The organism is Cytobacillus mangrovibacter (assembly GCF_042865275.1).
In the GTDB taxonomy this organism is placed as follows: Bacteria; Bacillota; Bacilli; order Bacillales; family Cytobacillaceae; genus Cytobacillus; species Cytobacillus mangrovibacter.
This window is the reverse complement of sequence record NZ_JBIACJ010000005.1, coordinates 140,648-152,833: the sequence shown is the minus strand read 5'-3', so window position 1 is coordinate 152,833 and position 12,186 is coordinate 140,648. Positions and strand designations below refer to the sequence as shown.

Here is a 12,186-nt window from a genome sequence, read left to right as displayed (position 1 = left end):
AATAGTGGAAAAGAGGTCTAGTTATGAATAAAATTACTAGACTAAATGAAAGAGGCCTAACATTAATTGAATTATTAGCTGTTATTGTCATTCTAGGTATTGTTGCATCGATTGGTATTATTGCGATTACAACCGTCATTCAAAACATGAAAGATAGATCATTTATTGGGAACGCTCTTGCTATAAAAGAAGCAGCAAGTTTTTACATTAGACAAGAAGCAGCGAATGATAAGGATCTGCCTGAACAGCTAACATATAAAACTTTGGTAGACAATCACTTCATCGAACAAATCAAGGATCCTGATACGGGGAATTACATAACTCCGTCTGACCAGATATACGTTGTGATTAACAAAGTGAGTGTGAGTGCGGTTTGCTTAAAAGGTGAAAAGAGGAGCCTATGTTCTTTCAATGGCAAAGAACAGGCTATTCCGATTGCTGAATTATCTACTGATCTTATAACAGTGAATTAGTTTCACAAATGCGGTTGTATATTTAAAGTAGCTCCTTTCATTATGAAAAATTTGACGAAAATCCCAAGTAACAAGACGACAAAAGTCTTGTTATTTTTTTTTGTCAATATGATAGGATGGAACAAAATCAGTCATTGATAGGAATGAGGGGAGGATAAAATGTGGATGGGAAGGAGAACGGGAAGACCGTTACGATTAAAATAAATGGGAAAAATCATACTTTTAAGGAAACCGAGTCAATAGAAAGTGATAGACTAGCAGCGAAAGGGAATAGCGAGCAATCAAGCGAACATTTCCCCAAAGAGGGTGCCTACTTTTCTTCAATCGAAGCTGCTGCATCAAAGGAAACAGCAGAGGATGATCAGTTTGATTGGATTTTACCAGATGAATCGTCAGCATCAGACGTAGAAGTGAAAGAATATCAAATAGCAAAACAACCAAGAAAGACAAATAAAAAAGGGATGGGAAACTTTAGTAATAGCTTAAAGAAGAATAAGAAAAATGGTTTGCTTTCCAGGATGTTTTTAACCGTATTCTTTGCCATTTTATTAGGGACAAGCTTTGGCCTTCTGTTGTTAAAACTGGTGATTACTGAAAATGAAACGGCTACGGAACAGCCTGTTGTCGCACAACCGGCACCAGAAGAAACGAACAATCAGCCTGAAGGAGCAGAGACGATTGCTTTAGAACCACTAAGTACTTTTGTTGTTCAGGGAGGTGTGTTCTCAAGTAAGGAAGCAGCGGAGCAAATAAAGGAAACGGCTATTCAGATGGGGGCACCAGCCGAGGTAGTAGAAATAAATGGGCAAGCTACACTTTATTTAAGCGTGGCTGACAATATAGAACATGCGAAAGAAATAGGAACACAGTTGAAGAATAAGGGACTTGAAGTATTTGCAAAGCCAATCAGCTTCGATGGAAAGTCGCTTGATAATCTTCAAGGCGAAGAGAAACAAATACTTGAAGCCGCACAAGCAATTTATCAATCATTTACAATTGGTGCATCAGAAGCAGCTAGTTCAATGTCAATATCAGCACCTACACTTGAGAATATCGAAAAACAAAGTGAAGCACTAAATGGAATCAAAGGGGATTCGCTTAAGCATGAGGGAGTTATTGCATTAAAAGGAGAACTTGATCAGGCACTTCAACAACTAGATTCATATAAGCAAACCCCAGATCAAACCACATTAACAAAGCTTCAACAGCATTTGCTTAGCTTTCTTGCAGTCTATCATTCCTTATAAAATGCTTCATTCTAAGAGATTCTTATTTTTGAAACTAGTTAACACCCTTCCATTTTTCGAATATTTTCTAGGAAATAATACAAAATAATGAAGTCTGTTGGCTTTTTCGACAGGCTTTTAATTGTGAATTTTTTCGTTTTCTGGCGGTTAAAAATTGTTTGTCCTGTAGAATTTTGATACGATTACAATGTATCTCCCAAATTGATACAACTATTAAGGTAAGGTGATGAAATTGCAAAACCTCATATTGGCCTCTTCTTCTCCACGACGAAAAGAACTTCTTGAAAACCTTCATTTGACATTTGAAGTTTCCAGCAGTGATGTTGATGAAAGCTTTGATCCGGAGCTGACACCTGGAGAAATTGTCATGGAGCTCAGCAATAGAAAGGCTAGAGCAGTAAGCAAGCAATACCCAGATTCATTTGTGATCGGGGCTGATACGGTTGTTGTTTTAGATGGGACTGTATTAGGCAAGCCAGTGGACAGAATGGAAGCATTCTCGATGCTAAAGGCACTAGCTGGAAGAACGCATTCTGTTTACACAGGGGTTTCAATTATTACCCCTCAGAAGGAAATTATATTTAATGTGAAAACGGATGTGGTGTTTTGGGAGCTTTCAGATGAAGAAATTAATGCTTACATTGACACCGGTGAACCGTTTGACAAAGCAGGATCCTATGGCATCCAGGGCTTTGGCAGTATGCTTGTAAAAGAAATTAGCGGCGATTATTTTTCTGTTGTCGGCCTTCCTGTTTCGAAAACCGTTCGAGAATTGAAGAATGCAGGGTATGTCATTCCTCATTAATTACTTTCTCATCTCCAACTCCCTTACACTCGAAAAAAGGGAGGAAATTTATTTATGCACACTGAATCCTTGATGATTAGGGATTTTCCACAAGATGAGCGTCCACGGGAACGGTTTATTCAACATGGACCGCAAAGCTTATCTACACATGAACTTATAGCCATTCTGCTTCGGACAGGAACAAAGGATGAATCTGTTCTGCAATTATCTAATAGGCTTATCACCCATTTTGAAGGATTAAGGCTATTAAAGGATGCATCATTAGATGAAATCACTGCCATCAAAGGAATTGGGAAAGCAAAGGCTATTCAATTACTTGCGGCAGTGGAGATTGGCAGAAGGATCTCAAATCTTTCATTTGACGATCGGTATGTCATTCGTTCGCCAGAAGATGGAGCAAAATACGTCATGAATGATATGAGATTCCTCTCACAAGAACATTTTGTCTGTCTGTATTTAAATACGAAAAACCAAGTCTTGCACAAACAAACTATTTTTATCGGCAGCCTAAATGCCTCGATCGTACACCCTCGCGAGGTGGTGCGCCCATAAGGGCATTTAGAAAATCTGCGCTAGCAAAGCAGTAGGGAAATATCACGATCTTTACCCTATCATCAGCCAACTTATCCGTAAGGGAAACCAAGCGGGGAGTGTAGCATGTTGGAAAAGCCATAAGTTGTCTAGTTACCAAGGCACGACTGAATGGCGAGATGAAAATTCATAGACAAGGATGAAAGCTGGATTGCTTGAATGATAGCTCAAGGAGGACTACGGGGACCTTCAGCGGGAGGTAACGATTTACGCTGTGCGAAGTATGCATGTTTCTTAAAAACTTCGAGAAATATGAAGTGATACTACTTCGTCCATCTTCTATATGGAAGAAAAGAGTGAAAATCACATCCGAAACTATGAAGTGCTATGTTTCTAAATGTCTAAATGGGGATTGCCTAAGTCAGAATGCTGTAAGTATAGCTATGCATAATGCCTGATAAGGTGACAAATTTCAAGCTAAAAAGCAAGAAAGATGATGCTGAATATCTGATATGGCAACGGAGTTCTCGTAGTAGTCCGAGATAGGGAAAGCCTATCACATGGCGAAGGAGAACAGTTTATCTAGTTTAATACCAAATTGGGAAGGAGCGAGAGGCTCTATAAGAAATCCAAAAGTAGTGTTAAGCGGTCTAACTTCCAAAGCACAAGACGAAGCGTATGTATTTGAACGATTGTATCGAAATTTGTATAATACCGAGTTTTATTTTGAAGCCTATGCCAAACTCTATCCTAATAAAGGAAGCAACACAAAAGGTATTAATAATGACACTATTGATGGAATGAGTTTAGATAGAATCGAGCGTTTAATCGAAAAACTAAGAGAACAAACATATCAACCAAAACCAGCACGGAGAATATATATCCTAAAGAAAAATGGTAAAACACGACCTTTGGGTATCCCAACTTTTGAGGATAAATTGGTGCAAGAAGTTGTTCGGCGAATACTAGAAAGTATTTACGAACCGCAATTTTCAAATCATTCACATGGTTTTAGACCGAATCGTAGCTGTCACACAGCTTTGAAGGAAATACGTAATACTTTTACAGGTACGAGATGGTTTATTGAAGGGGATATTAAAGGTTTCTTTGACAATATCGACCATCATGTACTAATTAAACTTTTACGGAAACGCATCAAGGATGAAAAATTAATTAATTTAATTTGGAAATTCCTAAGAGCAGGTTATGTGGAAGAATGGACTTTTCATAAAACCTACAGTGGAACGCCTCAAGGGGGAATCATTAGTCCATTGCTTTCGAATATTTATCTGCATCATTTAGATAAATATGTAGAAGGTTATGCGGAATCCTTTAATAAAGGTGAAAAACGTAGACATAATCTTGTTTATCATAACCTAGCATCAAGAATTAATTACTGTAAAAGTAAAAATAAACGTGATTGGGCACGACTTACTAACGAGGAAAAAGCTATAAGGCTTAGAGACTTAAAGGCTTTATATAAAGAATTACAAAGCCATGATAGCAAAGACCTTTTTGATCCAAACTATCGTCGAATGAAATATGTAAGATACGCGGATGATTTTATTATCAGTGTCATTGGTAGTAAAAAGGAAGCTGAACAAATCAAGAAAGATTTAACAGACTACCTTGCAGAAAAGCTCAAATTAGAATTGAGTGCTGAAAAAACGTTGATAACACATAGTGAGAAAAACGCTAGATTTTTAGGATACGATATACGAGTGGCAAGAGATTGGCACAGAATGAAAATGCCAAATGGCACAAAGAAACGAAAGTTTAACTATCAAACAAAACTATTCGTACCTCATGAAAAATACTTCAAAAAACTCATTGATTTAGGTGCATTGAAAATTGGCAGTAAAAATGGCTGGAAACCTATTCATCGTCCTTATCTAGTGCATAATGATGACCTTGAAATTCTTCGTACGTATAATGCGGAAATTGAGGGATTATATAATTATTATCGCCTAGCAAGTAATGCTCATGTCCTTCAATCTTTCCGACAAACAATGAAATACAGCATGATTAAAACGTATGCTAATAAGTACAAAAGCACAGTTAGTAAAATCATTACAAAATTTAAAATAAACGGGAAATTTGGTATACGTTATGAAACGAAGAAAGGCCCTAAAATTGCCTATTTTACGGAACAACGAATGGAAAAGAACTCGGAAATCAAAAAACAGTCAGTCGATATAATTGAAAATACGTTACTTTACGGTGGTAGAACAAGTCTCATTGAACGCCTTTTAGCTGAAAAATGCGAATGGTGTGGTGCAGAAAATGTTCCATTGGAAATGCATCATGTCAATAAGCTCAAAGATTTGAAAGGCAAGAAACGATGGGAACAAATCATGATTGCAAGAAATCGCAAGACAATTGCCATGTGTGTGCCATGCCATCATGACTTACACAACGGAAAGTTAGATTGATAAATGGAAAGCCGTATACTCTGAGAGGAGTACGTACGGTTTGGAGGGGAGTTCTTGGAAACCTACTTAGGTAACTAAGAAAGGCGCCGGGTACTTACCCTACTTCAAAGAAGCATTTAGGCGTTCCGCTGCCTCGATTATTTGCCTCCATAATCATCCCTCCGGAGACCCCGCACCAAGCAGAGAAGATATAGAGGTGACGAAACGTCTTGTCGAATGTGGGAAAATTATTGGCATTGATGTGCTCGATCATCTTATTATTGGAGAGAATAAATTTGTGAGTTTAAAGGAAAAAGGGTATTTATAACACTTTTGTTTTATTTGTCGATAAGCTATAATATTAGTTATGCTTTTTGACATCTAAACAAATAAAATTAGTCTTTTGAACTAAAGAATTTGAATAGAACTTTATCTTAATTTATTGCATTTCGTATCAGAAAGGGAGATACACTTATGTTTGGAACAAAGGACCTTGGAATCGATTTGGGGACTGCAAATACACTTGTATACATTAAAGGCAAGGGAATAGTTGTTAGGGAGCCTTCAGTTGTTGCTTTACAAACAGACACGAAAGCCATTGTGGCAGTTGGAAATGATGCTAAAAATATGATTGGCCGGACACCAGGAAATATTGTTGCACTTCGTCCGATGAAGGACGGTGTAATAGCTGATTATGAAACAACGGCCGTGATGATGAAATATTATATTAATCAAGCGATTAAAACGAAAGGCTTATTCTCAGGAAAGCCGTATGTGATGGTTTGTGTGCCTTCGGGAATTACAGCTGTTGAACAGCGCGCAGTTATTGACGCGACTCGCCAAGCTGGTGCTCGAGACGCTTATCCGATTGAAGAGCCATTTGCAGCAGCTATTGGAGCCAATTTGCCTGTTTGGGAGCCTACAGGAAGCATGGTTGTTGATATTGGCGGAGGAACGACAGAGGTTGCCATCATTTCCTTAGGCGGAATTGTAACAAGCCAGTCTGTTCGTGTTGCTGGAAATGAAATGGATGATTCCATTATTAATTATATTCGCAAGCACTATAATCTTTTAATTGGGGATCGGACAGCTGAAACGATTAAGATGGAAATTGGATCGGCTGGAGAGCCTGAAGGCATTGATAATTTAGAAATCCGTGGACGTGACTTATTGACCGGTCTTCCAAAGACAATTGAAATTACTGCAGAAGAAATTTCTCAAGCTTTACATGATACGGTATACTCTATTGTAGAAGCTGTGAAGGTTACACTTGAAAAAACACCGCCAGAATTAGCGGCAGATATAATGGATCGGGGAATTGTCCTAACTGGTGGCGGTGCCTTGCTTCGTAATTTAGATAGAGTGATCAGTGAAGAAACGAATATGCCTGTTCTAATTGCGGAAAATCCGCTTGATTGTGTGGCTATTGGTACTGGGAAGGCATTAGATCATATTGATTTATTTAAGAACAAAGCGAAGGATTCTCGTTAATCCAAAGCAGGTAAGCAGATAGTTTTTTCAAGACGACAGCCCATTCACAGTTATTTTAGTGATCGGGCTCCGTTCTTGTATCGACATTATAAATATAGAAATCAGGTACTCGCTACTAGAATCGAGGTGTAAGGATGCCACAGTTCTTTTTGAATAAACGCCTGATAATTTTGCTTGTCAGTATTATTATTCTCGTGGCATTGATTGGGTTTTCTTTAAGTGGTCGTTCTAAATTAAGTTGGCCTGAACAATTTATTAAAGATACAGTTGGCTGGGTTCAAACCGCTGTTTCACGCCCAACTCAGTATGTTGCTGGTTTTTTTGAAAACCTGCAAGATTTACAAGATACATATACGGAAAATAAAGAACTGAAGAAAAGACTTGATGAATTGGCACGTCTTGAATCTGAAGTGCAATTGGTGAAGAAAGACAATGCTGAGCTTCGCGAAATTCTAAATAAAAAAGATTCATTAAGTGCTTTTGAGCCAAAACAGGCAACAGTTATCGGACGAAATCCGGATAAATGGACGGAATTGCTCATTATTAATAAAGGGTCAAAAAATGGAATCAAGAAGAATATGGCTGTTATTACAGCTAATGGTTTAATTGGAAAGGTAAAAAACAGTGAGTCTTTTACTTCTACAGTACAGCTGCTGAGTTCAATGGATCCTACGAATCGTATTTCTGCTGAAATCCAGTCAGATGGTGAAAGTGTTTTTGGCTTTATTGAAGGGTATGATGATGAAAAAGGGCTTTTAATGATGAAGCGAATTCCATCGGATGCAAAGGTTAAGAAGGATCAGAGTGTCATCAGCTCTGGGAAAGGCGGCGTGTTCCCTAAAGGTCTTCTTATCGGGAAAGTGGTAGAGGTCGTCCCTGCTGAATATGGCTTAACTCAAACAGCCTATGTAGAACCAGGTGCGAATTTTGATGATATTGAACATGTTATGGTAGTGAAACGCGGCATGAGACAACCAGATTTAGAAGAGATGATTGACGATAAGGAGGAGGAACTGTGAGAAAATTCCTTCTTCCTTTTCTGCTCATGCTGTTTTTTATTTTGGAAAGTATATTTGTGGAGTTAGTGCCACCAAAGGTATTTGGAGATAACTATATCCTTGTACCTCATTTTTTGATAGCTGTGATTATCCTCCTTGCCATTTATGGACCGAAGAATTATGGTATTTTTTATGGTTTACTCTTTGGCTTATTATTCGATATTGTCTATACGGAAATCATCGGTATTTATCTGTTTTTGTTTCCGCTAGTTACATACATATGCTACAAGTTAATGAAAATAGTCCAAACGAATATCGTGATGGTTTCATTTATCACAATAATAGGTGTCATGCTCTTGGAGCTAGGCTCATATGAAATGAATTTTCTAATTAATCGAACGAATATGGACTTATCTACTTTCGGATCTGATCGGCTATTACCCACGTCCATAATGAATTTTATTTTTATTATTATTGCTGTCTATCCGCTTAAAAGGCATTATGAAAAGTTGATGAACAGCTTGGATGTTTAAAAACACAGCAAAGTTTCATAAATGGGGTTAAACTTGTATCCGACTGATTTTATTTCTTCATTCATTTTAGTGTAACTAGGACAAATTAGATGACGAAAAAAAGGATTTTTTAATGTTCCTGTCGAATTGTAGTAAAATATAGTTGAGGTAAGAGGGAATTCGGATCACTTGATGATTTCTTTAACAGCCGTCTTCCCTCTGACTTTTAGAAAAAGTGTTCAATGTTTTTTCTTATGGGGTGAACAACTTGACATGAAGAAATTCCAGAATGTAACGATAAAAGGAACGAAGGATGGTCTAACGCTCCATCTTGATGATTCCTGTTCCTATGAAGATTTGAAGAAAGAATTAGATCATAAACTTTCGGAGAGTTCGAGGTCTCGTGAAGATCGCTTAATTTCCGTCCATGTTCAGGTTGGCAACAGATACTTAACTGATGAACAGGAAGAAGAATTAAAGGATTTAGTTCGACAAAAGAAAAATCTTGTTGTAGATTCAATTAGTTCGAATGTGATAACTAAAGAAGAAGCTGAGAAGATAAAAAAGGAAAATGAGATTATTTCTGTTGCGAAAATTATTCGTTCAGGACAGGTTCTTCAAGTACCTGGTGATTTGCTGCTTGTTGGTGATGTGAATCCAGGAGGTACGGTTATTGCTGGCGGCAACATATTTATTATGGGTGCATTAAAAGGAATTGCGCATGCTGGCTTCTATGGGGATAAAGAAGCAATTGTTACAGCATCAACCATGAAGCCGTCTCAAATACGAATTAGTGATTGTATAACTCGGGCACCTGATCAATACCAGGATGATGAAAAAAGAGAAATGGAATGTGCTTACATAAACGATTCAGATCAAATTACTATTGATAGATTACAAGTGTTAATGCATCTTAGACCGAATATAACTAGATTGGAAGGGGGATACTAGAATGGGAGAAGCAATTGTGATTACATCTGGCAAAGGTGGGGTTGGTAAAACAACGACAAGCGCCAATGTAGGTACAGCCTTAGCTTTGCAGGGGAAAAAGGTTTGCTTGGTGGATACTGATATCGGCCTTCGAAATCTAGATGTCGTGATGGGGCTTGAAAACCGAATTATCTATGATCTGGTTGATGTGCTAGAAGGACGTTGTAAAATTCATCAAGCACTAGTGAAGGATAAGCGCTTTGAAGACATGTTATATCTGCTGCCTGCTGCTCAAACAAGTGATAAAACAGCGGTTACACCAGAGCAAATGAAGGAATTAATTACCGAATTGAAACAAGACTATGATTATGTCATCATTGATTGCCCAGCTGGAATTGAGCATGGCTACAGAAATGCGGTAGCGGGTGCAGATAAGGCAATCGTCGTGACGACACCTGAAGTTTCTGCTGTCCGAGATGCGGATCGAATTATTGGGTTACTTGAAAAAGAGGAAGGTGTTGAGGCGCCGAAGCTCGTTATTAATCGAATCCGCAATCAAATGATGAAAAATGGGGACATGCTTGATGTGGATGAAGTCGCTGCCCATTTATCTATTGATTTAATCGGTATTGTCGCAGATGACGATGAAGTAATTAGAGCATCTAATCACGGCGAACCAATCGCATTAAATCCTAACAGCAAGGCTTCCATTGCCTATCGTAATATTGCTCGCCGAATTTTGGGTGAGTCGATTCCTCTTCAACCACTTGAAGATGAGAGTCCAGGTGTTTTCTCAAAACTTAAAAAGTTTTTTGGTGTTAAATAATAATAGATGTAGAAAAGGTCAGGGAGTCTTCCCTGACCTTTTTAGCTTCAATCCCATTTCTCACCCCTGTTTTGTGCTTGTCGGGGCTGACCAGTCGCCTCCGCTTTTCTTTGTTGTCTAGCTCCGGCGGCTAGGGGCTCGAGGTCATAAGCCAAGCTGGCTAGAAGGTTAAAGAACAACCTTCCATCCAGCTCGTCTTATGCTTGTCGGGGCTGACCAGTCGCCTCCGCTTTTCTTGTTGTCATACTCTTTTTGGACAAATCATAGACTTGTACAAATGATAGTTGGGGGATGGGTGAGAATATGGGGACTAGAGCGGATGATATTCGGAAACGAGTCGCAAAAAGAAAACAAGAGCGAGAAAGAATGACCAAGCAGATAAATAAGAGTACTTGGTGGGCAGAGGATGAAGAGCGGTATGGGTTTGACAAAATGTCTTCCTATGATGGGAAGAGTGGGGAGGGTGACCATCCTTTATTCCGAAAAGAATGGTTTTTATTTAAGATCCTTGCTTCTGTTTGTCTGTTTCTGATTGTCGCGATTATGTTTAAAAACGAAGCCTCCATCTTTGATCCTGCAAAGAACTTTGTAAAAGGATCAATGGAGAAGGACTTTCAATTTGTTGCGGTGTCTAATTGGTATGAGGAACAGTTCGGAAAGCCTTTAGCCTTATTGCCATTTAAGAATGAAGCAAAAGAAGTGGACAAGAACAACACTTCTCCTAACACCGAGTATGCTTTACCAGCATCAGCAAAAATTCTTGAGGATTTTAATAAAAATGGGCAAAGAATTACGATTGAGACTGGAAAAGATGCTGCTGTTGTGGCAATGAGTGAAGGGCTTGTAAGTTTTGCAGGCAAGAAAGAGGGATTTGGAAAGACAGTGATCATTAAGCATGCAGATAATAGTGAATCCTGGTATGGCAATCTAGGTGAAATTCGTGTCAATCTGATGGAATATATTGAAAACGGAACAGAAGTAGGTACCTCAAGTGCAACTGAAGATGGAAGCAAAGGTGCCTTTTATTTCGCTATCAAAAAGGATGATGATTTCATCGATCCAATTCAGGTGATCCCATTTGATTAAATTCGCAGGATTGTTAAAATATATTCATATTCACCCTCTGCTCTGGGTAGTAGCTGGATTAGCCATTATGACTGCCCATTTTATTGAGCTGTCCCTTTTTCTATTGATTATTTTTGTGCATGAAATGGGGCATGTAGGTGCAGCTTCTTTTTTTTCATGGCGGATAAAGAAAGTTGTGCTATTGCCCTTTGGTGGGGTTGCGGAAATGGAGGAGCATGGGAACCGTCCATTAAAGGAAGAGGTGATCGTGATCCTGTCGGGTCCGCTTCAGCATCTTTGGATGATGGGATTGGCCTATATTCTTTTTCAGCTGTCACTCATGTCTGAGGGGATTTTTCTGTTATTTATTCAATATAACTTAATGATTTTACTATTTAATTTGCTCCCTATTTGGCCACTTGATGGCGGAAAGCTTATTTTCCTCTGGATGTCTCTCTATCATGCATTTCCAGACGCCCATCGGAAGGTGATGCAAATATCTGTCGGGAGCATCACAGTTTTTATTATGTTGACTTTATTCCTCTCTCCTTTAAACTTAAATATTTGGGTGGTTATCACATTTTTGCTATTCTCTCTTTACCATGAATGGAAGCAAAGCAGGTATGTGTTTATTCGATTTCTGCTTGAAAGATATTATGGGAAGAATCATAGCTTTCGTACGCTTAAACCTCTTATCGTAAAGGAAGAGGAAATGGTCATTCATGTACTGGAGAAATTCCGGAGAGGATATAAGCATCCGATTATTATCGAAAAGGATGGCAAGGAAAAAGGTTCTTTAGATGAAAATGAGCTATTGCATGCTTATTTTACAGAAAAGATTGTGACAGCACGCATTGGGGACTTGCTATATATGTATTAAATTTTAAAAGTGAGGAA

At 38.5% G+C, this 12,186-nt stretch carries 11 protein-coding genes and 2 pseudogenes; all 13 read left to right on the top strand.

Going from position 1 to position 12,186, the window contains the following annotated elements; genetic code table 11:
* Positions 1 to 23 precede the first annotated feature (23 nt).
* A complete protein-coding gene (locus ACFYKT_RS11115; RefSeq protein ID WP_389219436.1) occupies positions 24 to 473 on the top strand; it encodes a type II secretion system protein in 450 nt (149 codons plus the stop codon).
* Between the two features lie 161 nt (positions 474 to 634).
* Complete coding sequence (locus ACFYKT_RS11110) at positions 635 to 1,720, top strand: stage II sporulation protein B (RefSeq protein ID WP_389219434.1); 1,086 nt, start codon at positions 635 to 637, stop codon at positions 1,718 to 1,720.
* Positions 1,721 to 1,952: 232 nt separating this feature from the next.
* Positions 1,953 to 2,525, top strand: a complete 573-nt coding sequence (locus ACFYKT_RS11105; protein WP_389219433.1) for a Maf family protein — start codon at positions 1,953 to 1,955, stop codon at positions 2,523 to 2,525.
* Between the two features lie 54 nt (positions 2,526 to 2,579).
* A pseudogene (gene radC / locus ACFYKT_RS11100) lies at positions 2,580 to 3,071 on the top strand (RadC family protein); the annotation flags it as partial.
* A 605-nt stretch (positions 3,072 to 3,676) separates the two neighbouring features.
* The gene (gene ltrA / locus ACFYKT_RS11095) at positions 3,677 to 5,488 is read left to right on the top strand and encodes a group II intron reverse transcriptase/maturase (RefSeq protein ID WP_389219756.1); all 1,812 of its coding nucleotides are present in this window, start codon (positions 3,677 to 3,679) and stop codon (positions 5,486 to 5,488) included.
* A 103-nt stretch (positions 5,489 to 5,591) separates the two neighbouring features.
* Positions 5,592 to 5,795: pseudogene (locus tag ACFYKT_RS11090) on the top strand (JAB domain-containing protein); the annotation flags it as partial.
* Positions 5,796 to 5,941: 146 nt separating this feature from the next.
* On the top strand, positions 5,942 to 6,958 hold the full coding sequence (locus tag ACFYKT_RS11085; RefSeq protein ID WP_389219432.1) for a rod shape-determining protein: 1,017 nt from the start codon (positions 5,942 to 5,944) through the stop codon (positions 6,956 to 6,958).
* 134 nt (positions 6,959 to 7,092) lie between these two features.
* Positions 7,093 to 7,977, top strand: a complete 885-nt coding sequence (gene mreC / locus ACFYKT_RS11080) for a rod shape-determining protein MreC (protein WP_389219430.1) — start codon at positions 7,093 to 7,095, stop codon at positions 7,975 to 7,977.
* Positions 7,974 to 8,489, top strand: coding sequence for a rod shape-determining protein MreD (gene mreD, locus ACFYKT_RS11075; RefSeq protein ID WP_389219429.1), 516 nt, complete (start codon positions 7,974 to 7,976; stop codon positions 8,487 to 8,489). Before mreC ends, mreD begins: the two co-directional genes overlap by 4 nt.
* 252 nt (positions 8,490 to 8,741) lie before the next feature.
* Positions 8,742 to 9,419 carry a septum site-determining protein MinC gene (gene minC, locus ACFYKT_RS11070; RefSeq protein ID WP_389219428.1) on the top strand — a complete coding sequence of 226 codons (678 nt, stop codon included), beginning with the start codon at positions 8,742 to 8,744 and terminating at the stop codon, positions 9,417 to 9,419.
* 1 nt (position 9,420) lies between these two features.
* Positions 9,421 to 10,224, top strand: coding sequence for a septum site-determining protein MinD (gene minD, locus ACFYKT_RS11065; protein WP_389219426.1), 804 nt, complete (start codon positions 9,421 to 9,423; stop codon positions 10,222 to 10,224).
* A 303-nt stretch (positions 10,225 to 10,527) separates the two neighbouring features.
* The gene (locus ACFYKT_RS11060; protein ID WP_389219424.1) at positions 10,528 to 11,310 is read left to right on the top strand and encodes a peptidoglycan DD-metalloendopeptidase family protein; all 783 of its coding nucleotides are present in this window, start codon (positions 10,528 to 10,530) and stop codon (positions 11,308 to 11,310) included.
* Positions 11,303 to 12,169 (top strand): M50 family metallopeptidase, encoded by an 867-nt coding sequence (locus tag ACFYKT_RS11055; RefSeq protein ID WP_389219423.1) that lies wholly within the window; start codon positions 11,303 to 11,305, stop codon positions 12,167 to 12,169. The genes ACFYKT_RS11060 and ACFYKT_RS11055 overlap by 8 nt, the downstream gene beginning before the upstream one ends.
* Positions 12,170 to 12,186 lie beyond the last annotated feature (17 nt).

What these genes read in the sequence shown, in the direction of transcription:
- mreC (WP_389219430.1), top strand. Translation starts at nt 7,093, where the DNA reads ATGCCACAGTTCTTTTTGAATAAACGCCTGATAATTTTGCTTGTCAGT.
- ACFYKT_RS11085 (WP_389219432.1), top strand. Translation starts at nt 5,942, where the DNA reads ATGTTTGGAACAAAGGACCTTGGAATCGATTTGGGGACTGCAAATACA.
- minD (WP_389219426.1), top strand. Translation starts at nt 9,421, where the DNA reads ATGGGAGAAGCAATTGTGATTACATCTGGCAAAGGTGGGGTTGGTAAA.
- ACFYKT_RS11115 (WP_389219436.1), top strand. Translation starts at nt 24, where the DNA reads ATGAATAAAATTACTAGACTAAATGAAAGAGGCCTAACATTAATTGAA.
- minC (WP_389219428.1), top strand. Translation starts at nt 8,742, where the DNA reads ATGAAGAAATTCCAGAATGTAACGATAAAAGGAACGAAGGATGGTCTA.
- ACFYKT_RS11060 (WP_389219424.1), top strand. Translation starts at nt 10,528, where the DNA reads ATGGGGACTAGAGCGGATGATATTCGGAAACGAGTCGCAAAAAGAAAA.